This window comes from Sinorhizobium sp. NG07B, from assembly GCF_002532005.1.
GTDB classification, from domain to species: domain Bacteria; phylum Pseudomonadota; class Alphaproteobacteria; order Rhizobiales; family Rhizobiaceae; genus Sinorhizobium; species Sinorhizobium fredii_C.
This window is the reverse complement of the sequence record NZ_NWTD01000001.1, coordinates 504853-529663: the sequence shown is the minus strand read 5'-3', so window position 1 is coordinate 529663 and position 24811 is coordinate 504853. Positions and strand designations below refer to the sequence as shown.

The following is a 24811-nucleotide window of genomic DNA, read 5'->3' as shown; positions in this document are numbered from 1 at the left end:
TTTTTGAACGGTCGTCGTCCCGCTACTTTCCCACAGCTGGAGTACGTCGCTATTCATCAGCACAAATTTCTCGGCTGAAGCCTCCCGTTTTCCCTTTTTTCCAGCGATTACAAGAGCTCATCGGAGCATTCTGCCCGGTCGTCAATCGTTCATCCGGCAGCAAAAAGACTGATGCCTCCAACCGCAAAAGGTCCGAATCGAAAAAATTGTTGTACAAAAATTAGATCGTGAGATACTGAGGCCATCGAGCTGCCCATTCTCGAGGCAGAAACTGAATGAGTTGAAGATGGGTCACAAGCATCAGTGCGGGCCAGCCCGCGTCCCTGAGCTTTCCGAGGCGTGCCATCCCGTGGGCGCAGCGGAAGCCGAAGAAATCGCCGGACGACTATATGGCGCGCGTGGCTCGGCCACGCGCTTTGAAACTGAGAAAGACGACACGTTCCTCCTCAACTGTGCGGCCCGCGGGAAGTTTGTGCTGAAGATCGCTCATCCTTCCGAGCGGATGGAGGAGCTCGATTTCCAGGTCGCGCTGATGCGTCATCTCGAGCAGCGGGCGCCAGATCTACCCGTCCCCCGTGCACTTCGCGACGTCGACGGCGGGGATTTGCCCATCATCACGACCAGTGCCGGCGAGCGGCGCGTGGTGCGGCTCATCACCTTCCTCCAAGGTACTCCGCTCGACCGGACATCTGCCACAGCCCCACAGCGCGAACGGATCGGCGAAATCCTGGCAAAGCTGCGTCATGCCATGGCCGATTTCTCGCATCCCGCAGACCGCCGGGCGCTGGCATGGGACGTCACCCATCTGCTCGATCTCACCGATCTGTTGAGCTTCATCCCCGAGGGCGGCAAGCGTGCCTGGACCGTCCGCGCGCTTGAGCGGTTTGCCGAAGTCAAGCCGAGCCTCGACCTGTGCCGGCGGCAAGTGCTCCACAACGACTTCAATACATCGAACCTAGTCGTCGATCATGCCAGCCCGCAGTTCCTGACCGGCGTCATCGATTTCGGCGATGCGGTCCGTACCGCTGTCGCCGTCGATGTCTCCACGGCGTTGATGAATCAAATGCCAAAAACGTTCGACCATGGGAACCGGCGTGACCTGTTCGACGAACCCCGCGACGTTCTGCGCGGCTATCTCCGCCACGCCGAACTGACGGACGAGGAACTCCGGCTCATCCCCTTCCTGTCGATGGGCCGTCTTGCGGTCCGTGCGCTGCTGACGTGTTGGCGCGCCGAAATCTTCCCCGAGAATAGCCGCTATATCCTGCGCAATACCGAAGCCGGCTGGGCCCACCTCGAGTGGTTCCACTCGATTTCGACCGCACAGATTTCCGATCTTCTGACACGATAGGAACCGTAATGTCCAAGCAAGCGACTACCCTGCCCAAGGGCTTCCGTGGCGACATGCCAAATGGCTTCAATCCTCAGGACACGTCTCATCTCACAAGTGATGATCTGGCGCATATCGCCAGGCGGCAAAGGCTGCTCGGGCCCGCTTATCGGCTCTTCTACAAGTCGCCGGTTGAGATCTCCCGTGCCAAGGGCGTCTTCCTCTATGACAAGCACGGCAACGAATATCTCGACGCTTACAACAACGTGGTATCCCTGGGGCACTCTCATCCGCGTGTCGTCGAGGCGATCCAGAAGCAGATCGAGGTACTCTGTACCCACACGCGTTACATGCAGGTGCCCCTGCTGGACTATGCTGAAGCCCTGATCGATACGTTCGGTGGCGAACTCGGCCGGACCGGATGCGCGATGTTCACGTGCACCGGCTCGGAAGCCAACGATCTCGCCTTGCGTATCGCGCGCTACCACACACGCAAGACCGGCGTCATTGTTACGGCCGAAGCCTATCACGGCAACAGCGGCGCGGTGGCGGCAATATCGCCGTCACTCGGCAAGAAGTCGGCCCTGGACCCGTATCTTCGCACGATCGCCGCGCCGGATTCCTATCGCCTGCCCGTCGAGGAAATCGGCCGGCGGATGGCAGAGGATGTCGCGCGGCAGATCGCCGACATGGAACGGCATGGCGGCGGCCTAGCGGCCTTCATCGCCGACTCCGTCTTTTCCTCCGATGGTCTCTACGTCGATCCGACGGACGTATTGGCGCCGGTGGCGGAAGTGGTGCGCAAGGCGGGCGGGCTGTTCATCGCCGACGAGGTGCAGTCCGGATTCGGGCGGACCGGCACCCATCTTTGGGGTCACTCCCGCCACAAGGTCGATCCGGACATCGTCACCATGGGCAAGCCCATGGGCAACGGCTATCCCGTTGCCGGCGTAGTCCTGCGGCCCGAACTCGTTGCCGAATTCGGATCCAGCATGCGCTACTTCAACACCTTTGGCGGCAACTCCGTCGCTATCGCCGCTGCAAGGGCCGTGCTCGACACGATCCTCGAAGAGGGCCTGATGGACAACGCCGCCAAGGTCGGCGGCGAAATCCTCGACGGCCTCCGGGACCTACAGAAGAAATATGAATTCGTCGGCGATGTTCGCGGGGCCGGCCTCTATTTCGCCGTCGAACTCGTCAAGGATAGAGACCGGAAAACGCCGGACATGGACCGCGCACTTGCAGCCGTTAATGCCTTGCGCGACCGGCGCATCCTCATTTCCGCGACCGGAGCGGACGCGCATATCCTGAAGATTAGGCCCCCGCTCATCTTCACATCGGCCAATGCGGCGCGTCTGCTCGAGGGCGTCGACGAGGCGCTTCGGTCCGTGCAGATCTAGGACCCACCATGCAGCCGGGAGGCGCAATATCGTCTCCCTTGCCCTACGCCGCCGCATGTGGCGTAGGTATGCAAACAAAACAACGAGCAAAGCCAAAGCCATGCCGCCGCTGCACGCCAAGACTCAAGCCGAAGATCTTGAGATGAATGTCGAGCCCTTGCCCGCTAGTGCTGTGGAAATCCTGACCCACGCCTTGCGGCGGCGCATCTTGTCGGGAGATTTCCGACCGGGCGAGTTCCTTCGCGACGTGAAGATGTGCGAGGAGCATTCGACCTCGCGGCACACATTCCGTACAGCAGCCCAGGTGCTCGTCACCCAGGGCCTGCTGCGTCAGATACCGAACCGAGGCTTTGTGGTGCCCGAATTCGGACCCGACGATATTGTCGATATCACACGCGTGCGCGGCGCCATTGAGGGCGAGGCCATTCGTCTGATCGTGCTGACCGGCGTCATCCCATCTCAGGCGCTGGAGGCGGTTGAGGTTATGCACGCGTCGACTCTCTCCTCCGACAGATCCCTGCTGGTTGCCGCGGACCGTGACTTCCACCGCGCAATCATCGCCGCTAGCGGCAGCGCTCGACTGAAGCGAACTTATTCAGACCTCGAGGGCGAGATCGAGCTTCTCCTCGCACAGCGGCAGGATTTCTACGCCACTGCCGAAGAAATGGCGGAGGAACACGAGCGGCTCATCAACAGCTTGAGAAGCCGCCACTACGATACGGCGCGGGAGGCGTTCCAGGAGCACTGGGAAGATCTCCAGATCAAGTTGCTCGATCAACGTTGACCAGCGCTCCCCGGAATCTGACAGCTCGGGAGCATAACCTGCCAGGCGGCGCTGACGATGCCGGTGCCGCCGGTTCGACGCGGAGCAAGCACCACTTGGAAGCTTCCTCTCCGGCTCCGCCAGAGACTGCTTCTCGGCGGAGTCGCGGCGTCAGCCATCCTCATCAGCGGGAGCTAGCCAATGAAACTTGATCGCATCGACGTCAAGATACTTAACGCATTGCAGAAGAATGGCCGAATGACGAATGTCGAGCTTTCGGAAATTGTCAATCTCTCGCCAAGTCCCTGTTTGTTGCGCGTGAAAAAGCTACAGGCGGAGGGCTATATCGAGGGTTATTCTGCCCATATCAATATCGGAAAACTGGGCCAGACGTTGACGGTGTTCACCGAGATCACGCTGAAGAACCACCGTCAACTGGACTTCGCGAGATTTCTTACGGCGATCGAGAAGATCGATCAGGTCATCGAGTGCCATCTGGTTTCCGGAGGCTACGATTATCTCGTAAAATTCGTCACCGCCGGAATCGAAGAGTATCAGACGCTGATGGAGCGGCTCCTCGATTCGGAAATCGGCATTGACAGGTACTTCAGCTTCGTCGTCCTGAAATCGCCCCTGGTCAAAGCGCATTTGCCGCTGGAAAGCCTTTTCCAAGCCTCGTAGCAGACCTTGATGCGGGCAGTGTGGCGGCCGCGCATTGATGAGCAGGCGGCATCTCGTGCTGGTAGATTGATGAGAGACGACAACCGAAGAACCGGCGGGCTATAGAATAGATGCACCTCCATTTCAAAGCGCCCTAAGCGGGGAATTGCAGCATCTTCTGCTCCCTCGTTCGCTTGCCGTAAAGATCGCGTGCCGCCTCCACCATCTGAAAGTTGATCAGCGTGCCGAGGCCAAGGTCATCAATTTCGGGCGGATAGTGGCCATGCGTTTCGCCCTTTTTTGACAGGGATCCATTTCCGTTGTGAGCAATCGTAGGCCGCGCCTCGGCCGCCGAACCGGCCGGATTCTTCGACTCGTCAGCAGAAACTTCTCGACCAAAGGCCAGGTTGGCTCTTTCGATTTCGCGCGGAGGCAACCGTCGAGGCCTGAGGGCGGAGCCGCCAAGGACAAAAACAACATGACCCGCTTCTCAGCACCTGCCGCAAAAGGTAATCATGCCGCTATGCATATTCGCCCCGCCTCATCCGCTGACGCGCCCGCAGTCTGGTCAGTCATCGAGCGCGTGATCCGAGCGGGAGAAACATATGCGCTCGATCGCAATCTGAGCCGCGCTGAGGCTCTCGCCTACTGGTTGGGCGCAGACAAGGAAGTCTTCGTTGCCGAGCAAGCGGGCGCCATCCTCGGTACCTACTACGTGCGTCCCAATCAGGCTGGCGGTGGTCGGCATGTTTGCAACTGCGGATACGTCACGGCGCCTGATGCGACCGCTAGGGGCGTCGCACGCGCCATGTGCGAACACTCATTGGTAATCGCCCGCGCCCGCGGGTATCGGGCAATGCAGTTCAACTTCGTGGTGAGCACCAACCAGCGCGCCACTTCGCTTTGGCAGAGAATGGGTTTTGAAGTCGTGGGCACGTTGCCCGGCGCGTTCAGGCACCCGACACATGGCTATGTTGACGCCTTCGTTATGTATCAAGCGCTCTAGTGGCGGCTCCCGACGTTGGGGTGAGATGCCGTCCTGTCCATATCCGACATTGACACACCACAGACCCGCGGAACCGTTCCGGCGGCCTTATATCGGTTGCGACAGCCCGGTCTCATTACGGCTTTCAATGGCCGGCGAACGGATGGAGCGGTGGCACCGTCGAACTCGACAAGCGAGTCTTTTTTTCCGCCAAGATCAACCGAGTGCCTGACTGACCAGCGCGTAGTTGCGGTGATGGGTGGGCTTGCTTTGCCCCCACGCGGCCCCGCGACGTCGCATCTTGATCCCACAGCCGGCGTGGTTGAGCCCGCGCGCGGTGAGCCATCCTGCAAGGTCCGTGGAGACATCCGTGTCGATACGGACGAACCCGCCCTGGTGATGGGCGAGCAGGAAATCGATCAGGGCCCTGGCTTCGGAAGCGTTTCTCGCTACCACCGGTCCGATGACCAGCCCACGGCCGAAAGGCCGGATCGCCGCGAAGGCCTGGATCTCGCCGGCATCGCGAATGACAGCGAACTTCGCCCGCTCGCGCAGAATCGCCATTAATGCCGTACGGTCATGACCGCTTGTCGCGCGATCCAGCGCCACCAGGCTGGCATGATCGCCGCTCTCGCTCCATTTTACATGGGCCGGTGCCTCGACCCGCAACGGCTCGCCTTGGTGCTGCACGGTCTCTCCGGTCACAGCAAAACCCACTTTCTCGTAGAGTGGAAGACCTTCCTGCGTCGCCACCAGATAGCAGGTACGCTCACCCGCTTTGGCAAGCGCCTCTTCCAACATCTTCCGGCCGAGGCCGCGGCCGCGCATCGCGGCATCGACGATGACCATGTTGATGGTGGCGGCGTCGTCGCCATAGGGCGTCATCATGATGGTCGCGACGAGGCGATCCTCTTCGAGTGCGACGATTCCCTGGCTGATTGACTGGACCAGTTCCCAATCCTCGCGCCGATGCGGCCATTGCACCTGGCGGGACAATTCCAATGCCCTGTCCAGATGCTTTGGTGTCATCTTCTCGAGAATGATCGCTTGGTTGATCATGATGCGGTTCCGGCCTGTGTCTTCAAGGTTCAAGGTAACCCGCATAAGACAGCAGTTCCTCCCGACGTACGGACATGCGCCACGCGTCCGCGCTAAGCTTTACCGCCTGTGCCGCATCTTGTGCCGACCATGACGGAATCTATACGCCGATGCCTGCACTTGGAAAGGCGCCGGCTGCAACTCTCTGCCAAAGCTTCTATGCGACGCAGAACAATCTGCTTCCGGTCGAGGCGAATCCGGCCACTAATCTCCGCGCTCTCCGACTATCGTGATTGCGGTGCTGGGCGTGCTGTGCCGATGCCAGAAAATAGAAAGGTCATGCATGCAAACGCTGCTGCTTAAGAAGGATGAAGTAAGACGGCTAATCGGTATGACGGAAGTCATCGGCGCGGTGGAAGAGGCATACAAGGCCTTTAACAGCGATCAGGTCGAACAACCCGACTACATCGGAATAGATCTCCCGTCGCCTCGCGGGGAAATCGACTTCAAGCTTGGGTACTACAAAGCCAATGAAGTGATCTCCATGAAAGCCTCTTCCGGAGGTTTCATCGATAACCCGACAGCACACGGCATGCCCAATGGCATGGCGACCATTTTCCTGTTTGATGCCAGGAGCGGTGCGTTGAGTTGCGTTATGGATGGAAGCTTGATCCTTGGTCTCAGAACGGGGGCGTCTGGAGCCGTTTCCGTCAAGGCCCTGGCGAGGAAGAACGCCAGGACAATAGCATCGATCGGGACAGGAAATCAGGCAAGAATGCAAATTCGGGCTATCAACGAGATCATGAAAATCGAAGAGATTCACGCATGGGACAATAATCCCGAGACGCTTTCCAGATACAAGACCGATATCGAGAGCGAATTTGGCATTCCTGTAATCATGGCAAACTCCAAAAAGGAAGCCGTTGAGCAGGCCGATATCCTGATAACGACGACACGCGGGAAAGGGTCGCTTGTGGAAGCGGATTGGGTGAAGCCCGGCACACACATCGTTGCCATCGGCACGGATCAACGCGGCAAACAAGAACTGGATCCGGAGATATTCAGGAACGCAAAGCTCGTCGTCGACTCGATTTCGCAATGCACAGAAAAGGGCGAAACCTGGCACCCATTGGATAGAAACATCATCACCAGAAACGACATCCACGGCGAAATCGGCGAGGTATTGTTGGGACAGAAGCCCGGACGAGAAAGTCATGACGAAATCACGATCTTCGATTCCACGGGCATGGCCATACAAGACAATACGACAGCCAGCAAAATCTATCAGAACGCCATAGCCAATAACGTCGGCACCTTCTTTCAGTTTTTTGAGGAATGACCATGCGCAACTACCCCACCATTCAGGATATCCGTGAAGCCCAGGAACGGCTGAAACCGCACGTCAGGCACACGCCGCTATTGCGTGCGGAGAAAATCGAGAAGGCCGCTGGTTGTCAGCTGTATCTCAAACCCGAAACCCTGCAGATTACTGGCGCATTCAAAATCCGCGGCGCCCTGAACAAGGCTCTCTCGCTCTCGAGAGAAGAGATCGCAAACGGCATTATCGCGACGTCATCGGGCAACCATGCCCAAGGGCTTGCTTATGCCGCCAGGATGCTGGGCGTAAAAGCGATATTGGTGCTTCCGGTCACCACGCCCAAAATCAAGCTGGAAAATACAAAAGCCCTCGGGGCAGAAGTCATTCTTTTCGATGGGGACACCGCCGCCCGATGGAAAAGGGTGTATGAAATCGCTGAAGAAAACAAATACACGGCTGTTCACGCTTTTGAGGACCCCATCGTGATGGCCGGTCAGGGAACGATCGGGTGTGAAATACTCGAGGACCTGCACGATGTGGACACGGTCATTGTCCCCGTGGGCGGCGGAGGCCTGATCTCGGGAATCGCTACCGCCATAAAAGAAACGAAACCATCGGTGCGCGTCATCGGGGCAGAGCCTGCGTTGACGCCGAAGTATTTTCACAGCCGGATAAACAAGGAGCGCACATCGCTTCCCTTGAAGAACACCATTGCGGATGGCTTGAGGTTAAGTGTTCCGGGTCAAAACCCGTACCCGATTATCGAAAGATATGTGGACGAGATTGTTCTTGTTGAAGACGAGCACATCATCGCCGGCATGCGTGCTCTTGCCAGGGATGCGAAATTGATCGCTGAACCAGCCGCCTCGATTGGTATTGGAGCCTTGTTGGCGGGCAGCATAGACGTCAAGCCCGACGAAAAAGTCTGTGCGGTGTTGTCTGGCGGGAACTGGGACCTAGGCGATCTTGCCGCGATATACAAGGCAGCGGGGTAATCAGTTACAGCCTCGGTCAGTTCAGCGTCCCGTTCGCAGTTGAACGTCCGCGCTTCTCATCACCAAGCAAGAATCTGCCGGTCCGGAATGCAGCTCGAAACACGCCATTCGGCGATCAGCTTGGCAACGACCGTCCTAAGCGGCTAATCCACCACGCGATCCGGAAAGGCTGCAACGCGTTGTGGAAAGCGGTCACGTGCGCCAATCCGTTTCTGGCGCAGTTCCCTGCTAGCTTAGCTAGCGCCGCTCGGGCCTTTGACCTTCCTTTACGGGCCTATTTTGCGCTCGCTCCATCGTCGGGCGGAGATCGAACGGGTACGCGCTGCCAGCCGGACAAGGCAAGCCTCAGCTAAATTAGCTTCAGGGCGGCCAACAGACCGAACAACATGCTGGCGACCCCCCGAAACGCCGCAGCCGCTCCTGCAGCTGCGTAAGATATCACTCGTTGGATGGAGACCCGAGGCCAAGTGTATCAAAGCCATCCACGCGCATGCCCCTCTCCCTCCTCCCAGGGTAAACTGGCTGCCGTCGAACTGGGCCCCGACGGTAGCCACATTTTTTCTGAGACTTCAGACCGCGTCGAACGCAAACCTTTGGCGGCAACTCCCGCCTGACCGTCGTCTCATCTATCGAGATGCGGAATTCCTGAAAGATCCACTGCACCAGATCCAAGCGCCGCCAGCGGACGACAGCATGGATCGCGGGCATCAGCCCGCTCTCGACGATCTTCGCCAGCGCCTAGCGCTGCGCATAGCCACTGCCTGCTCGCCTTGGCCACAGCGTCAACGAGATCGCCTTTGATGAACTGTGCGAGGAATTCCAGATCTGCCCAAAGCTTTGACGACAACCTCGTTTTCGAGACCCTTGTCTTTGCAAACGTGGAACGCGCCAAAATCTTCTCGGAACCCAGCTCCACGAGCCCTCTGACGCGGCGCGAACATGGTTCAGGGAAGCATGTCCTTCATCCGGTAATAGGCGCCCACAATTGGCAGGAACCAAGGCTTGCCGGTGTGCATCGGCACGGCGCGCCAAGCCATGCCCTCAAGCGGATTGGCATCCTTGCGCCCCATCGCCATCTCGGCCAGGGCGTTACCCATGAAAGTCGACAGCTGAGCTCCGTGTCCCGAATAGCCCATGCTGTAAAGCACACCGTCGGCGCTGCCAGCCCGCGGATAACGATCTTGGGTGCATCCCACGAGGCCGCCCCAGCAATAGTCGATCTCGACACCCTCAAGCTGAGGAAATATGCCGACCATTTGCTTGCGCAAGAGCTGACCGGAGCTGACATCGGTCTTCTGGTTCGACTCTGCCGAAAATCTCGCCCGACCGCCGAACAGCATCCGGTTATCCGGTGTTAGGCGAAAATAGTTCGCGATGTTCAGCGAGTTGGTAAAGTTGCGGTTTCCCGGAACAGTCGCGGCAATCTCCTGTTCGGTGAGAGGGCGCGTGGCGATGATGAAGGAAGCGATCGGCATCATCCTTCGGGAGAAATAGCCGAACGCGCCAGATGTATAGGCGTCAGTCGCCAGAATAACCTGGCGAGCGGTAAGCGAACCGGTCGGCGTTATGAGCCTCCAACCATTTGCTGCGCGCTCGCGGCCAATGACAGGGTTCTGCTCCCAGATTGCCGCGCCATAGCGATGGGCGGCATTGGCCACACCATTGGCGTAGCGGCCCATGTGCATCATGGCGGATTTCGGAGACAGGATCGCCCCGTGGAACGCACCCGAACGGACCTCGTTGCGAAGATCCTCACGAGTGAGCCATTCGGCCGACGGGTCGACCTCGCGGCGGATCTCTTCGCACGTCGCCTGCAGCTTCCCGACGTGAGAGGGCTTGGATGCGAGCTTGAGTTTTCCGCCTCTGCGGAAGTTGCAGTCGATCTTTTCCTCCTCGATGAGTGCTTCGATCATGTCGATCGAGTCATCGTAGGCACGCCACAACCCGCGCGCCTGGATTTCCCCGAAATGGCGCTTGGCGGCACTGAAGCTCGCGAAATGCCCGCTGTTGAGGTGCCCGCCATTGCGGCCAGACGCGCCATAGCCGACATGCTCCGCTTCGAGCAAAGCGACTTTCACCCCGGACTTCGCGAGCTTGCGCGCGGCACTGAGGCCGGTGAAGCCGGCACCGATCACCGCGACCTCGAAGTCACCTGAGACAGGCCCGACCACGCCCCCGGCGAATGGAACGGAGGTTTCATGCCAGTAGGAGGCGAATTTCATCGATGCACACCCTTCATGCTCATCTAAGCCCGGTTCGGATAGTAGAGTGTACGCCCGCTTCTGCGGATGAGCAGCGGCACAAACGTTCTTGTTTCGCAACAACTACCTGCGTTTAGTGGCGCAAACCACAGGATCTTCTGTTTGCGGGTAAACTCCGCGGCGTGCACTTCAGTAGCCGCGTGTCCGATCGACGAGGCCGACCAGATTTTCTCCGGCGCGGTGTCGTCGGACGTTTTCTATGACCGCTTGTGCTGCCGTATGCGGTTGCGTCACGGAGGCGATATGCGGCGTTAACACCACCTTCGGATGGGACCAGAGTGGATGGTCTTCGGGTAGCGGCTCGGGATCCGTCACGTCGAGCATTGCTGCGGCCAGATGATCGTTGTCGAGCGCCTCGATAAGGGCGGTCTGGTCAAGCTGCGGGCCTCGGCCAACATGCAGCAGCCGTGCGCCCACCGGCAGCAGCGAGAAGAGCTCGGCATTGAGAATGCCGCGAGTCTCGTCGGTCAGCGGCAGCAGACAGACGAGAATATCCGTCTGCATCAGAAAGCGGGCAAGCTCATCTGCTCCATGGAAGCAGGTGACGCCGTCCAGCTTCTTTCTGCCGCGGCTCCATCCGGATAGCGGAAACTGAAACGGCTTCAAGCGTTCGATTGCCGCCTGGGCCAACATACCGAGACCCAGGAAGCCCACTCGTCGTTCGGTCGCCTGCGGAGCGGCAAGAGCCTGCCACATATGGCGTTTCTGCAGCTCCCGATAGGCAGGCAACTCCCGGTGCAGGGTCAAAACGCCGAGGGCAACATATTCCTGCATCATTCGAATGATGCCATCCTCGACCATGCGAACGATTTTTACATGGTCAGGGACGCCGTCCTGGTTGAACTGGTCGACGCCTGCGCCGATGGAAAACAGTACTTCCAGATTGCGATAGCGCGAGATGTCAGCGGGAACAGTCCAAGTCAGGAGATAACGCACCTTGTCCGGGTCTACGGTTTCGCTGTGATGAAAAAAATCCACATCCGGGAGCTCGCGCGCAAAGAGCTCACGAAAAACTGCCCCGCGTGCGGCATCGGAATTGAAGAGAAATGCCATGTAATTCACCCTCTTTCATCATGCGGCAAGGTGCTTGCCGAGATCCTCGACCATCTTCTGGCACCCCGCGAGTTCGCCGGTCTCAATGTATTCATTGGGACGATGGGCGCGGTCGATATTCCCCGGGCCGCAAATGATCGCGTCGATGCCGGCCTGCTGATAAAGCCCCGCCTCGGTGCCATAGCTCACTGCCGCAAGCGGCTCGTGCCCCGTCAACTGTGGCACACCGCGGGCGCCCGCCTCTTCGTCATAGGAAAAGGCAAGATCGACTGGCCGCTGTAGGTTCATGCCTGCAAGCTTCGGCAATGCGGCCAAAGCACAGGCGAGAAAACCTTTCATGTCGGACGTGCCGCGGCCGTAAAGCTTATCCCCCTGCGCAGGACGAAAGGATCCGAACTCCATTCCCGTTCGCCGGCCGGCACGACATCCATGTGGCCAGACAGAATATAACCCCTGCCCTCGCGCGGCCCGATGGTGGCAAACAGATTAGACCGGCCACCTTCGGGGCCGGGGTGGACCGTCACTTCAGCCCCCGCTGCCAGACAGTACGAACAAATCCAATCGACAATCGCGCTGTTTGGAGTGCCCACGACAGAGGGAAATGCGATCAACCTTGCGAGGATCTCTTCGACGTTCATGGGGACCTTGCCTTCAGAGTTGACCCGTGACAGTCAGGTTAAGCCGAGGCAGGAGTTTTCTCTGCCGAACATAGCTTCGGTTCGGCTGAAGATTTCGAATAGTTGCCGCGAACAAGTGAAACCTGCAGGCCACTGCGTGCAATAGTGTACCTATGTTGCAATCGGCGGTGGAATCAAAGACGCTGTTTGCTCGAGAGTTGGCCTCCGATGAACGGAGCGGATTGAACTGAAATGCAAAGATCAGTGCGCCTGAAATCCTTTGAATTGACAGCGCGGGATATCAACGATGTCGACGTGAGCTTGCTTCACGCGCTGTCGATCGGGGTTGGTTGGCCACACCGGCCAAAGGATTGGGATTTCCTGCGCCGCGCCGGCCACGGCATCGTCGCCGTGGATGGTATCGGACGTGTGTTCGGAAGCGCGATGTGGTTTCCGCACGGTGACGACTTCGCCACCGTCGGCCTGGTGATCACATCGCCCCGCACGCAAGCGCAGGGAAACGCCCGATGGCTCATGGAACAGGTGTTTGAACGCTGCGCCGGCCGCAACTTAAGCCTAAACTCGACCGATGCGGCCTATAAGCTGTACCTGTCGCTCGGCTTCAAGAAGGAAGCAATCGTATACCAGTACCAGGGGGACGTCGCACCGACGCTTCCGACTCTGCCGCCCCTGAACGGTGAATTGAGCGAACCATCAAGCGACAAGCTCGATGAGATCACCGCTCTCGATGCGCGGGCCTTCGGCGTAGATCGCGGCAAGCTGCTCGCACTGCTTTCGGAAAATGCTTCAACTTCTATATTGCGACGAGGTGGCGAAATTGTCGGCTATTCCATGCGTCACGAGTTCGGGCGCGGCCATGTCGTCGGCCCGATAGTGGCAAGCAATGATCATGACGCAATCCATCTCACAGCCGTGCATTTGAAGCGGCTTGCAGGACAGTTCGCTCGCATCGACACGCGTGACAAGGCGGCCTTTGCCGAATTTCTGCAGCAGTGCCGACTCGCGGTTTCCGAGACGGATACGACCATGTCCAAGGGCCGCCGGTTCCTGAACCGAAAAGACAACGAGCCGTGGGTCTATGGCTTGGCCGGCCATGCGTTGAGCTGAAATACAAGCACCCCAACTGGCGCCTTGCTCCGCGGAGGGTAGCGCATGTCAGTTTTTTCCACGCGTCAAGCTCGATGATGATCTGGCCCAGGAAATACTGTTGCTGAACCTTGTGTATCCGCTTTTGGTACGAGGATGATGCCGCTCGCGCGGCACTGTCGCCCGTGGTGAGGGTGCAGCGATGATCTGAGCCCGTTTGCGGGTTTTGCCGTCCTGGCTGAGGGTTGAGTGTCTCAATCATCAACCCCAGGCCATCATGCAAGACGGCGGTGGAATGAGCAAAGCGCACAGCAGATTGGTCTGTTTGTGCCGTTCCGACGAAGCGGTCTGCATCTCATCATTGCGGAACACAATGCTTCACCGGAGAATCCAAATGACAATCTACAACATTGCTCTTATCGGATTTGGTGGCGTCAATCGCGCTCTCACCGAACTCATTGCGACGAAGAACCCTCTCTGGGAACGAGACCTCGGCTTCCGCCTGAACATCGTAGCTGTCAGCGACCTCTATCTCGGGTCCGTTATTTCGCCGAACGGCCTCGATGCCAAGACCCTGGTTGAAGCGAACTTCGCGAAAGGCGGGTTCGGGCAGCTTTCTGGCGGCACCGCGGAAGCCGACAACGAGACCATCATCGCGACGGCGCCTGCCGACATCATCGTGGAAGCGACATTTACAAACCCGAAGGACGGCGAGCCAGCTGTTTCGCACTGCCGCTGGGCGCTGCAGTCCGGCAAGCATGTCGTCACCACGAACAAAGGGCCGGTCGCCATCGCTGCCCAGGAACTGAAGGCCCTTGCAAAGGCGAACGGCGTTCATTTCGAATATGAAGGCTCCGTCATGAGTGGAACCCCTGTCATCCGCATGGCGGAAAAGACGCTCGTCGGCGCAGAGGTGAAGGGTTTCGAGGGGATCTTGAACGGTACTTCGAACTTCGTCCTCGGCCGCATGGAATGCGGCCTTGACTTCGCCACTGCGGTCAGGGAAGCCCAGATACTCGGCTATGCGGAAGCCGATCCAACCGCCGATGTGGAAGGCTTTGACGTTCGCCTCAAGGTGGTGATCCTGGCAAACGAGTTGCTGGGGGCAAGCCTCAAGCCCGAAGAAGTCACGTGCACGGGCATCTCCAGGCTTTGTCCTTCCGATATCGAAGCCGCAGCCGCAGCAAATAGCCGTTGGAAGTTAATCGGATCGGCGGTTCGGAATGAAGACGGGACGGTAACTAGCAGCGTTTCTCCGAAGCAGCTTCCCTTCGAGCATCCACTCGCCGGTGTAAACGGCGCGTCCAATGCGGTATCGCTTGACACCGAACTACTCGGTCGCGTCACCATCACCGGCCCTGGGGCCGGCCGGGTTGAGACCGCTTATGCGCTGCTGTCCGATATCGTCGCCATTCACAAAGCCCAGGCAGGCACCGCTACGAAGGAGGCCGCATGATGCAGAGCCTCGCTCTCAGCAAGAAGACCTCCGTAGACGAGATCATTATCAGCAATCCGTTCGACGGCAGCTTTGTCGGAACGGTTTCTGAGACCAGCACGGACAGCGTGAACCTGCTGCTTGAGCGCGCCAATCGGGGTGCGCAGATCGCACGATCCCTGCCCCGCCATGAGCGCTCCGCAATTCTCGAAAAGGCGGCAGCAGCTGTTGAAGCCCGAATGGAGGAATTTGCACTCCTAATCGTGCGGGAAGCCGGGAAGACAATTACCCAGGCCCGCAAGGAGGCTACGCGGTGCGTCAATACGTTGAAGCTTTCGGCGGATGAAGCGAAGCGAAATGCTGGCGAGGTGATCCCCTTTGATTCCTATGCCGGGTCGGAATCCCGTCAGGGCTGGTACACACGAGAGCCGCTCGGCATCATCACTGCGATCACGCCTTACAACGACCCGCTCAATCTCGTGGCCCACAAGCTCGGGCCCGCGATCGCCGGCGGCAATGCGGTACTCCTGAAGCCCTCGGAGCTTACGCCTTTGTCGGCCATCAAGCTGGTGGAAGTGCTACTCGAAAGCGGGTTACCGGAGGCAGTCATCACGGTAGCTGTCGGCGGGGCAGACCTGGGCAAATCGCTCGTTTCGGCCAGGGACGTTCGGATGATCTCCTTCACGGGTGGTTTTAAGACCGGCGAGGCCATCGCGAAGAGTGTCGGCATCAAGAAGCTCGCGATGGATCTCGGCGGAAATGCGCCGGTTATCGTTATGGGAAACAGCGACTTTGACGCGGCGGTTGAAGCATGCGTGTCGGGTGCCTACTGGGCGGCCGGCCAGAACTGCATCGGCACGCAGCGAATTCTGGTCCAGCGCCCCATCTATGAGCGGTTCAAGGCAGACTTCGTCGCTCGGACTGCCGAGCTCAAGACCGGCAATCCGATGGACGCAGATACCGACGTCGGGCCGATGATTTCCGAAAAGGCGGTCGCCCGAGCCGCTGCAATGGTCGAGCGCGCAATCGCCGCTGGCGCAACGCTCCTTTGCGGGCACAACCCCTCCGGCAACCTCTACCCGCCAACAGTACTGGAGAACGCGCCAGCAACGTGCGACCTGTGGATTGAGGAGGTCTTTGCACCGATTGTTATCCTGCAGCCGTTCGATGAACTGGAGGAGGCAATCCAGCTGGCAAACAGTCCAGAATACAGCCTCCACGCTGGTATCTTCACCAACGATCTGGAGGAGGCTCTTCATGCCGCCAACCAAATCGATGCCGGAGGTGTAATGATCAATGACTCGTCCGACTACCGGTTCGACGCGATGCCTTTTGGCGGCTTTAAATATGGCAGCATGGGACGTGAAGGCGTTCGGTTTGCCTATGAAGACATGACCCAGCCGAAGGTCGTTTGCATCAATCGGCTGAAGCGGTCAGTTCAGCTCATTGATGAGTCTAGGCCCGCCTGCGCAAAAGGCAATCACTGATGCAGTGCACGACGCCGGAATTCTGGACCGGGGGGTAGAGAATGGGAACTGAACGCATAGAGGCCGACTTGATCGGGTCCCTCCCTATCCCTCGCAATGTTCTGTACGGCGTCCACTCTCGTCGAGCCGAGCTCAACTTTGACGTTTCGGGTCTTCGGCTGAAAGACTTTCCCGAACTTATCCAATCTATGGCTATGGTCAAGAAGGCGGCAGCGCTCGCGAACGCTGAGCTTGGTCTTCTCCCGGTGGAAAAAGCATCGGCGATCTCCGAGGCCTGCGATGATCTCATCGAGTTGAAGGGTGTCGATGAGAACTTCCCGATCGATATGATGCAGGGCGGCGCTGGCACGTCCACGAATATGAATGTTAATGAGGTTGTAACTAACCTCGCGCTCTTGAAGCTCGGGGCCAATGTGGGCGACTACGCAAAGTTGCATCCCAATGATGATGTGAACCTTTCCCAGTCGACCAACGATGTCTATCCCACCGCGCTCCGTCTGACCATTCTTCGCGCTTGTGACGGACTGATAGCGTCCCAGGTCGGCTTGCGCGACGCATTCCGTGCAAGGGCGAGTGAATATGCGACTGCGCTGAAGGTCGGCCGCACTCAGTTGCAGGATGCTGTTCCGATGACAGTTGGGCAGGAATTTGAAGCATTCGCGGAGCTCATCGACGAAGATATCATCCAACTGCAGTCGGCTTCCAAGCTGTTGAAAGAAGTCAATCTCGGTGGATCTGCGATCGGCACCTCAATCAACGTGCCTCCCGGTTTTTCCGCCGCAGCTTGCGTGCACCTGGCGCAGATTTCGGGGATCCACGTCATTCCAGCCCGAAACCTGATTGAGGCCACATCTGATGCGGGCGGGTTCGTTTCGTTCTCCGGTGTTCTGAAACGAATTGCAGTGAAGCTGACCAAGATCTGCAATGATTTGCGTCTCTTGAGCAGTGGGCCTCGCGGGGACCTGGGTGAAATCCGACTGCCGCCTGTGCAAGCGGGATCCTCAATCATGCCCGGCAAAGTCAATCCCGTCATTCCGGAAATGATGAACCAGATCGGGTTCCAGGTTATCGGAAATGATCTCACGGTAACGCTCGCGGCCAGCGCGGGGCAGTTGCAACTGAATGCAATGGAGCCAGTGATGGTTCTCAACATCCTTCAGTCCATGCGGATGCTGACGCGGGGGATGGAGATTTTTAAGCAGCGATGCATCGAGGGTATTGAAGTCGACGTCGACCGCTGCAAGGCCCTCCTAGACCAGTCTCTCGTGCTCGCGACGCCGTTGGCAATGCTTATCGGGTATAGCAAGGCAGCGTATCTTTCCAAAAAGGCGCTGACTGAAAAGCGGGAATTGCGGCAGGTCGTGGAAGAGGAAGGAATTTTGGCGCCTGGCCAAATTGACGAGCTCTTTGAAGGCAGCGTTCGCAAAACGTCCCTGAGTTCGTCGGCCGATAGGGTAGGAAAATGGCTGTTTTTACCGAGCTTTCTGATGAAGATCGCCAGTCGATCACTGCAGCCTATGGGTTTAGGTCGCTTTTGTCAGTGATTGGGATCGCTGACGGCGACAGCGAGACGACCTACCTGTTTCGCGCCAAGGAAGGCGAATTCATCGTTACGCTTTTCGAGAACGGAGCCCAGCCTTTAGATCTGGAAAGAGCTTTCGAAACGATGGAGGCGCTCTATCGAAAGGGCGTCCCCTGCCCCAAGCCGCTGCGCACCCACGACGGCAACGCCACGTGCCGGGCCGCAGGTCGATTGGTTGCGGTCGTCAGCTTCGTACCGGGCTCCTCGTCCAGCATTGCAGGCGCGGCAAAATGCCGAAACCTGGGTCGTGTGATGGCTCAAGTCCATACTGTTTTGGAACGAAAGGCGAAGTGCACATCAACAGATCTACCATCTGGGGCTGTTCACGGCGCGTTGGTCCACGAGAATATCTTTTTCCTTGGAGATGAAGTAAGCGGGGTCATTAACTTCAGACTGCGGCACGATGATACGCTGTTGTCGGAGGTTGCGGATGTGATTGTCGGTTGGGCGGGGGAATCCAACGGAGAACTGAACAAAGAGCGGGCGCGCGCGCTACTGCAGGGTTATGAAGAGGTCCGAAGACTGACCGGCGCGGAAAAAGAGGCATTGCCGGGTTTCATAATGGCTTCAACATCGAAGCGTTTGGCAAGCCAAAAGGAAAAAACCTTCCTACCGGAAATCGCCATGGTAGCTTATCGGTCAGTAACGCCCGACATTCTAGGCTGATCGACCGGCTTCAACCCCATGAAATATCTTCTCGATCGAACTGACGAACAGATACTCGTCGAATTGAAAGCCAACGCCCGGATCTCGCACGCGGAGTTGTCGGCGAAGGTGAATCTTTCGCGCAACGCCGTGCGAGTGCGGATCGAGCGACTGGAGCGACAAGGCTTCATCAAAGGATATACGATCGTGACCGGCGATGGGAGTAGCCAACACGTTACGACCGCACTGATCTTCGTTTACCGGCACGATCGCATGAGGGGCGGCGACGTCATCCAGGCGCTGCGGAAAATCCCGGAAGTCGTCGCTTGCGACGTTATGACCGGCGACTTCGATCTCCTCGTCAGGGTCGAGTCTCTCGAGGCCGATCGCATCCGGCAGATTTGGCAGCTGATAGCTGAGATGCCCGGGGTGCGCGATACACTGACTGCCTTTGCTCTCTCCTCGGTAATCCGAAAATAGAGCGCCCCAAAACAAAGGCACATCTTGTTTTGACCTCGCCCGAAAGGATCAGCTGTGGCTCGACATCGAGCGCGTGGATGGGTTTGTTAACGCCCTTCTTAAGCCGACATTCAGGCTACATAAATTGTGGTCTTCAGGTGAAATAGGGCATGCTTCTGACGCAGGCTCGCCCCGGCCGCATCGCACTGTCGAGAGGTTCAAATGATGATAACCGAACGAGGAACCCAGTTCTATATTGGCGGGGAGTGGCAAGAATACGCGGACGCAACAAGTCTGCCCGTCATTGATCCCGCCTCGGAACGGGTTATTGGGCATATCGCCGCCGGAGACGCAAACCACGTCGACCTCGCGGTTGCGGCAGCGCGCAAAGCCTTCCCCGCCTTCTCGCAATCACCTGTGTCCGAAAGGTTGGAGCTGCTCGGCAGGGTGCATGCGCTACTGAAGGAGAGAGCGGAATTATTCGCTGAGACCCTCGTCATGGAGATGGGCGCGGCGATCAGCTTCGCGCGTGCCTCGCAGGTTTTCTTTGCTGCCGAGCACGTTCGCGTTCAGATGGAGGTGCTCGAGAAATACCCGTTCCTGACGATGAATGGGCGCACCGCGACGGCAAAGGAGCCGATCGGTGTTTGTGCTTTGATCACCCCGTGGAACTGGCCACTCTACCAGATCACCGCCAAGCTTGCCCCAGCCATCGCGGCGGGCTGCACCGTCGTCCTCAAACCCAGCGAGCTGTCCCCCTACAGCGCCTTGCTCTTCGCCCAACTGATGCATGACGCCGGTACGCCGCCAGGAGTGTTCAACCTGGTCAATGGCACCGGAGAGAGTGTCGGCGCAGCTCTCTCCAGCCATCCAGATGTCGACATGATCTCGATCACCGGCTCAACGCGCGCGGGTGTACTGGTCGCGCAGGCGGCGGCTCCGACGGTCAAGCGGGTAGTCCAGGAACTTGGCGGCAAGTCACCCAACATCCTGCTTGATGACGCCGATTTCGCCGAGGCGGTACCGAAAGGCGTCCTTGCCGGAATGCGCAATGTCGGCCAGTCGTGCAGCGCCCCGACCCGCATGCTCGTGCCCGCTCATCGGCTCGCCGAAGTCGAGCATCTGGCCAGCAAAACCGCCGATGCTATCCGCGTCGGCGACCCGAGGGATCCAGCCACCACCATGGGGCCTATCGCCAATCGCGCCCAGTATGAGCGGGTGCAGACCATGATTCGGGCGGGAATCGACGAAGGCGCGAAGCTCCTGTGCGGCGGACTGGGACGCCCGGCAGGTCTCGATCGAGGCTTCTTCACGCAGCCGACGATTTTTTCCGAGGTTCGGCCGGATATGCGCATCGCTCGCGAGGAAATCTTCGGACCCGTACTGGTAATCATTCCTTATCGCTACGAAGAAGAGGCAATCGCGATCGCCAACGACACGGTCTATGGACTGGGAGCCCATGTCCAGTCCCCGGATCCCGAGCGGGCACGGCGGGTCGCCTCCCGAATCCGCGCCGGGCAGGTTCACATCAACTATCCGGCGTGGGACGGGACGGCCGCTTTCGGTGGCTACAAGCGCTCAGGCAATGGCCGCGAGTATGGCGTACACGGGCTTGAGGAGTATCTCGAGACGAAGTCCATCCTGGGCTATTGACCACCCGGTTCCGCACAAGCCGCTTGCCAGGGCGGCGGCTTCAGCGCTTGTCGAAGCATCGTCAGGAAGGCAGTAGTCCGGGCGCTTCGCCCGTGACGCGAGCCGAGCATCGCGACAATGTCGGCCGGCGGGAGCTTCCAGTTGGGCAGCACCTGCCGCAGCCGCCCATCAGCGAGATCTTCTGCCACGTTCCACTCGGAACGGATCATGATGCCCTGACCGGCAAGCGCCCACTCGCGGATGACGGCACCATCGTTGCTCGACATGACCGGATTGACGCGCACCGTCGCCATCTCCTGTCGCGGCCCCTTGAAGCGCCACAGCGTCACGTCCTCGTCGTTTTCCCGAACGGCAAGACAGCGATGTTGAGCAAGATCGGCGGGCGCTGAAATGGGCGGTGCCGAGCCGAGGTACCTCGGACTTGCGCAGAGTATTCGAGGGTTCGGCGCCAGTGTCGTAACGACCTGGTCCAGATGCCCCGGCGCCCCGATGTGAACAACGACATCATAGCTTTCGACGAGCAGAGCCGCCGGATGATCGGACAGCTGCAGGGTAGCGGTCGCGCCGCCGTGCTCTCGTGCGAACGCTTCCACGACCGGGGCCACATAGAGCCGTCCAAAGCCGTGTGGTGCGGCGACCCTGAGGTGTCCGCGAACCGCGCCTCTGCGATCAGCTAGGGCTTCGGCAAGTGAATCGATGGTCTCGCTGACGATAACGCTGTGAGAAGCAACCAACGAGCCCTCTTCCGTGAGGCGCAGCCGCCGTCCGGACCGGTCGATCAGCCGCACCCCGACCTTCTCTTCCAGCGCTCGCAGGCGCTGTGTCACTGCCGGAGGGGTGACGTTCAGCTTTCTCGCGCTTTCCGCGAGAGATTTCGAGCCTGTCAGCACCGAAAAGAACGCAAGGTCATCGGACGTCAACATTAATGAACACCTGAAGCAAACATTCACTTGTCATTAATTGTCATCTTTATGGTTTGACTGCAAGGTGAAATCCCGAATTGGAGATGAGATCATGGTCCTAGCGACGATCGAGCCCACACCCCGGCTGGCCGCCTCTACCAGCCTTGAGGACCTGGAAACACCCTGCTTGGTCCTGGACGCTGGCCGAATGGACAGGAATGTTCAGCGGCTCAGAAGCCGACTTGACGCCATGGGAGTGGCACTCCGGCCGCATTTGAAGACCGCCAAGTCGATCGAAGTGGCACGGCGGGTGATGAGCTCGCCGGCGGGACCGGCAACCGTCTCTACCCTGAAGGAGGCTGAACAGTTCGCGGCGGCAGGCGTCCGGGACATGATCTATGCAGTCGGTATCGCTCCAGCGAAGCTCGAGCGTGTCGCGGAGCTGCGGGCAAGCGGCGTCGATCTCGTGGTCACTCTGGATACTGTTCAGCAGGCACGAGCGGTAGCCGAGGCGTCTCGGCGGTCCGGGACGCGCATCCCGGCCATGATCGAGATCGATTGCGACGGCCATCGCTCGGGTGTGCGCGCCACTGATCGGGCGCAACTGGTGGAAATCGGGCAGGCGCTGACGGCAGGTGCTGAGCTGCGTGGCGTCCTCACCCACGCGGGTGACAGCTATAAGGGCGGAGGCGTCGAGGCGCTGCGGCTCTCCGCGGAGACGGAACGATTGGCCGTCGTGGAGGCGGCGCACGTTCTGCGGACCGCGGGGCTGCCCTGCCCGGTCGTCAGCGTCGGCTCGACACCGACGGCCCATCACGCGACGGACCTCGCTGGAGTGACGGAAGTCCGCGCGGGCGTCTTCGTCTTCTTCGACCTGGTGATGGCTGGGCTCGGTGTCTGCCAAATCGACGACATCGCGCTCAGCGTGCTTGCGACCGTCATCGGACACCAGCGCGAGAAAGGCTGGATCATTACCGATGGCGGATGGATGTCGCTGTCGCGGGACCGCGGCACTGGCAAGCAGGCCGTCGACCAGGGCTATGGCCTGGTCTGTGACGTGGATGGCACGCCCTATCATGACATCATCGTTGCCGACGCGAACCAGGAACATGGAATTATAGCGGTGCGCCCCGGGTCGAATGGACGACTGCCGGACCTGGCGGTTGGAGACCGGGTGCGGATTCTGCCGAACCACGCCTGTGCAACCGCGGCGCAGCACGAAACCTATCACGTGGTCCGCGGCCGCTCGCACGTTGTCGAGACCCGCTGGACCCGCTTCGGAGGCTGGTGATGTCCAAACCCATAACCGTGAATACCAATCGAGTACCAAGCCCTGCGGGCCACTACTCACAAGCAAAGCTTGTCGGTCAGCACCTTTACATTTCGGGCCAGCTGCCGATCCGACCCGGTGGAGAAGCCCTGGCGGACGACAGCTTCGAGACCCAGGCGGCGCAGGCGCTCGACAACCTGCTGGCGATTCTTGAAGCCGCAGGCGGAACCCCCGCCGATCTCGTCAGGGTGACTGCCTACATCGTCGGCGTGGCCAATTGGCCCCGCTTCAACCAGGTTTATGCGGCGCGACTAGGGGATTCCCGCCCGGCTCGCACCGTCGTTCCGGTGCCGGAACTTCACTATGGCTATCTCGTCGAAGTCGATGCGATAGCCGTCATTGCCTCAGATGCTCCTGCCGGAGGGGCAGCAGACAGTGCCGTTTAGATCGGCCGCCAAAGTTCAGGTCAGCCCCCATGTCTCCAATCGTCAAACGCATACAGAACGATCAAGAGCTTCCCGCCCAGGCGGATGTCGTCGTCATCGGCGGCGGCATCGTCGGTGCAACGGCAGCTTTCTTTCTCGCAGAGCGGGGACTGTCCGTCGCTCTGGTCGAAAAAGGCCATGTCGGCTGCGAGCAGTCGAGCCGCAACTTTGGTTGGTGCCGGCGGCAGATGCGGGATGCGCGCGAGTTGCCGCTCTCAGGCATCGCGTTGCAAGCTTGGGATGAGTTCGCGGCGAAGATCGGTGACGACGTCGGCTTCCGCCGATGCGGTCTGCTTTACGCCACGGACAATCCGAAGCAGTTGGCGGAATGGGAAGCATGGCGTGAGACGGCCCGCCCGTTCAACGTCAATACGAAGATGCTGAGCGCCAGGGAAGCGGCTGCCGCAATTCCGGCGAAAGGCCGCCAATGGCTTGGCGGGGTCCATTCGATCAATGACGGCAAGGCCGAGCCCGCGACCGCCGCGCCGACTATCGCGAACGGCGCTCGCAAATTTGGGGCGACGATCCACCAGGAATGCGCTGCCCGAGGCCTCGATATGGTCAATGGAGCGGTGGCGGGGGTTATCACCGAAAAGGGGACCATCCGGACGCAAGCCGTTCTTTGCGCCGGTGGTGCCTGGACGTCGATGTTTTGTCGCCAGTACGGAGTCCTGTTCCCGCAGGCGAGCGTGCGCCAGACGGCGCTGCGTACCCGACCCACAACGGACCTGGGTGAGGCGATCTATACGCCGGAGTGCGCGTTGACCCGCCGGTTGGATGGCAGCTACACGCTTGCGATCAGCGGCAGGGCTACATTGGATATCACTCCACAAGGCCTTCGCTACGCCCGCTCGTTCATGCCGATGTTCATGAAGCGTCTGAAAGCGGTGCAAATAGGCATCAACGGGTCCTTCTTTCGTGGTCCGGAGGCATTCGCTAGCTGGAATAGCGACACGACGTCGCCGTTCGAGCGGATGCGCGTTCTTGACCCGGCGCCGAGCCGCCGCACGATCGCGGCTATTCTGAAAGGTGTCACAAACCAGTTCCCTGCACTGACGGGCATCGAAGTCGCCGACAGTTGGGGAGGCTATGTGGATTGTACGCCGGACGCGGTACCGGTCATCTCGCAGGCCGATAGTGTGAAAGGCCTTTACCTGGCCGCGGGCGGTTCCGGCCACGGCTTCGGGCTCGGGCCGGGCATCGGCCGCCTGGCAGCCGAGCTGGTTGCCAATGATACAACCTGTGTCGACCCCACGCCCTTCCGGCTGTCGCGCTTCTTTGACGGCTCCAGAATCAAGGTGGGCGGAATTTGATGGTGTAGATGAAGCTCGTGTGAGGTCGGCGCAACAGATTTCGCCTGGGCGAG

General features: G+C 59.3%; 22 protein-coding genes and 2 pseudogenes. 17 read left to right on the top strand and 7 right to left on the bottom strand.

Annotation, left to right across the window (positions count from 1 at the left end; translation table 11 throughout):
• Positions 1-349: 349 nt before the first annotated feature.
• The 4 genes from CO664_RS02575 to CO664_RS02560 all read left to right on the top strand — a co-directional run bounded on the left by CO664_RS02575 (position 350) and on the right by CO664_RS02560 (position 4174).
• The gene (locus CO664_RS02575; protein WP_097537860.1) at positions 350-1351 is read left to right on the top strand and encodes a phosphotransferase; all 1002 of its coding nucleotides are present in this window, start codon (positions 350-352) and stop codon (positions 1349-1351) included.
• Positions 1352-1359: 8 nt separating this feature from the next.
• Positions 1360-2730, top strand: coding sequence for an aspartate aminotransferase family protein (locus CO664_RS02570; RefSeq protein WP_097537859.1), 1371 nt, complete (start codon positions 1360-1362; stop codon positions 2728-2730).
• A 100-nt stretch (positions 2731-2830) separates the two neighbouring features.
• On the top strand, positions 2831-3514 hold the full coding sequence (locus CO664_RS02565; RefSeq protein WP_097527138.1) for a GntR family transcriptional regulator: 684 nt from the start codon (positions 2831-2833) through the stop codon (positions 3512-3514).
• Between the two features lie 180 nt (positions 3515-3694).
• Positions 3695-4174 (top strand): Lrp/AsnC family transcriptional regulator, encoded by a 480-nt coding sequence (locus tag CO664_RS02560; RefSeq protein WP_097537858.1) that lies wholly within the window; start codon positions 3695-3697, stop codon positions 4172-4174.
• 142 nt (positions 4175-4316) lie between these two features.
• Here the strand turns inward: CO664_RS02560 and CO664_RS30085 are convergent.
• A pseudogene (locus tag CO664_RS30085) lies at positions 4317-4438 on the bottom strand (haloacid dehalogenase type II); the annotation flags it as partial.
• 238 nt (positions 4439-4676) lie between these two features.
• On the opposite strand from CO664_RS30085, the gene CO664_RS02550 reads away from it, so the two are divergent.
• Positions 4677-5159 carry a GNAT family N-acetyltransferase gene (locus CO664_RS02550; protein ID WP_176536530.1) on the top strand — a complete coding sequence of 161 codons (483 nt, stop codon included), beginning with the start codon at positions 4677-4679 and terminating at the stop codon, positions 5157-5159.
• Between the two features lie 195 nt (positions 5160-5354).
• Here CO664_RS02550 and CO664_RS02545 read toward each other — a convergent pair whose 3' ends face one another.
• On the bottom strand, positions 5355-6197 hold the full coding sequence (locus CO664_RS02545) for a GNAT family N-acetyltransferase (protein WP_234819549.1): 843 nt from the start codon (positions 6195-6197) through the stop codon (positions 5355-5357).
• Between the two features lie 322 nt (positions 6198-6519).
• Here CO664_RS02545 and CO664_RS02535 point away from each other — a divergent pair, with 322 nt between their 5' ends.
• Together CO664_RS02535 and CO664_RS02530 are read left to right on the top strand one after the other, a co-directional pair.
• The gene (locus CO664_RS02535) at positions 6520-7515 is read left to right on the top strand and encodes an ornithine cyclodeaminase family protein (RefSeq protein ID WP_097537855.1); all 996 of its coding nucleotides are present in this window, start codon (positions 6520-6522) and stop codon (positions 7513-7515) included.
• Positions 7512-8489, top strand: coding sequence for a threonine/serine dehydratase (locus tag CO664_RS02530; protein WP_176536483.1), 978 nt, complete (start codon positions 7512-7514; stop codon positions 8487-8489). Before CO664_RS02535 ends, CO664_RS02530 begins: the two co-directional genes overlap by 4 nt.
• Positions 8490-9433: 944 nt before the next feature.
• On the opposite strand, the gene CO664_RS02525 is transcribed toward CO664_RS02530, so the two are convergent.
• The 3 genes and pseudogenes from CO664_RS02525 to CO664_RS02515 all read right to left on the bottom strand — a co-directional run bounded on the left by CO664_RS02525 (position 9434) and on the right by CO664_RS02515 (position 12441).
• Positions 9434-10711: an FAD-binding oxidoreductase gene (locus CO664_RS02525; RefSeq protein ID WP_097537853.1), complete on the bottom strand. Its 1278-nt coding sequence runs from the start codon at positions 10709-10711 to the stop codon at positions 9434-9436.
• A 168-nt stretch (positions 10712-10879) separates the two neighbouring features.
• Complete coding sequence (locus tag CO664_RS02520; RefSeq protein WP_097537852.1) at positions 10880-11803, bottom strand: glyoxylate/hydroxypyruvate reductase A; 924 nt, start codon at positions 11801-11803, stop codon at positions 10880-10882.
• Between the two features lie 18 nt (positions 11804-11821).
• Positions 11822-12441 (bottom strand): annotated as a pseudogene (locus tag CO664_RS02515) (M20/M25/M40 family metallo-hydrolase).
• 231 nt (positions 12442-12672) lie between these two features.
• Between CO664_RS02515 and CO664_RS02510 the strand changes: the two are divergent.
• The 7 genes from CO664_RS02510 (at position 12673) to CO664_RS02480 (ending at position 20788) form a co-directional block, all read left to right on the top strand.
• Positions 12673-13548, top strand: coding sequence for a GNAT family N-acetyltransferase (locus CO664_RS02510; protein WP_097537851.1), 876 nt, complete (start codon positions 12673-12675; stop codon positions 13546-13548).
• A gap of 373 nt (positions 13549-13921) precedes the next feature.
• On the top strand, positions 13922-14983 hold the full coding sequence (locus CO664_RS02505; RefSeq protein ID WP_176536529.1) for a homoserine dehydrogenase: 1062 nt from the start codon (positions 13922-13924) through the stop codon (positions 14981-14983).
• Positions 14980-16449 (top strand): aldehyde dehydrogenase family protein, encoded by a 1470-nt coding sequence (locus tag CO664_RS02500; RefSeq protein ID WP_176536482.1) that lies wholly within the window; start codon positions 14980-14982, stop codon positions 16447-16449. Before CO664_RS02505 ends, CO664_RS02500 begins: the two co-directional genes overlap by 4 nt.
• Positions 16450-16490: 41 nt before the next feature.
• Complete coding sequence (locus CO664_RS02495; protein ID WP_234820081.1) at positions 16491-17993, top strand: aspartate ammonia-lyase; 1503 nt, start codon at positions 16491-16493, stop codon at positions 17991-17993.
• Positions 17912-18697, top strand: coding sequence for a homoserine kinase (locus CO664_RS02490; RefSeq protein WP_097537849.1), 786 nt, complete (start codon positions 17912-17914; stop codon positions 18695-18697). The genes CO664_RS02495 and CO664_RS02490 overlap by 82 nt, the downstream gene beginning before the upstream one ends.
• An 18-nt stretch (positions 18698-18715) precedes the next feature.
• On the top strand, positions 18716-19156 hold the full coding sequence (locus CO664_RS02485) for an Lrp/AsnC family transcriptional regulator (protein ID WP_097537848.1): 441 nt from the start codon (positions 18716-18718) through the stop codon (positions 19154-19156).
• A gap of 204 nt (positions 19157-19360) precedes the next feature.
• Complete coding sequence (locus CO664_RS02480) at positions 19361-20788, top strand: aldehyde dehydrogenase family protein (protein ID WP_176536528.1); 1428 nt, start codon at positions 19361-19363, stop codon at positions 20786-20788.
• Here the strand turns inward: CO664_RS02480 and CO664_RS02475 are convergent.
• The gene (locus CO664_RS02475; protein ID WP_097537846.1) at positions 20782-21711 is read right to left on the bottom strand and encodes a LysR family transcriptional regulator; all 930 of its coding nucleotides are present in this window, start codon (positions 21709-21711) and stop codon (positions 20782-20784) included. The two genes, CO664_RS02480 and CO664_RS02475, sit on opposite strands and share 7 nt — an antisense overlap.
• Before the next feature lie 91 nt (positions 21712-21802).
• Here CO664_RS02475 and CO664_RS02470 point away from each other — a divergent pair, with 91 nt between their 5' ends.
• Positions 21803-22981, top strand: coding sequence for a DSD1 family PLP-dependent enzyme (locus CO664_RS02470; protein WP_097537845.1), 1179 nt, complete (start codon positions 21803-21805; stop codon positions 22979-22981).
• Positions 22981-23406, top strand: coding sequence for a RidA family protein (locus CO664_RS02465; protein WP_097537844.1), 426 nt, complete (start codon positions 22981-22983; stop codon positions 23404-23406). Before CO664_RS02470 ends, CO664_RS02465 begins: the two co-directional genes overlap by 1 nt.
• A gap of 20 nt (positions 23407-23426) precedes the next feature.
• On the opposite strand, the gene CO664_RS31095 is transcribed toward CO664_RS02465, so the two are convergent.
• Positions 23427-23585, bottom strand: coding sequence for a hypothetical protein (locus CO664_RS31095; protein WP_234820172.1), 159 nt, complete (start codon positions 23583-23585; stop codon positions 23427-23429).
• Between CO664_RS31095 and CO664_RS02460 the strand changes: the two genes are divergently transcribed.
• Complete coding sequence (locus CO664_RS02460; RefSeq protein WP_234820154.1) at positions 23514-24758, top strand: FAD-binding oxidoreductase; 1245 nt, start codon at positions 23514-23516, stop codon at positions 24756-24758. The genes CO664_RS31095 and CO664_RS02460 overlap by 72 nt on opposite strands.
• Positions 24759-24811: the final 53 nt, after the last annotated feature.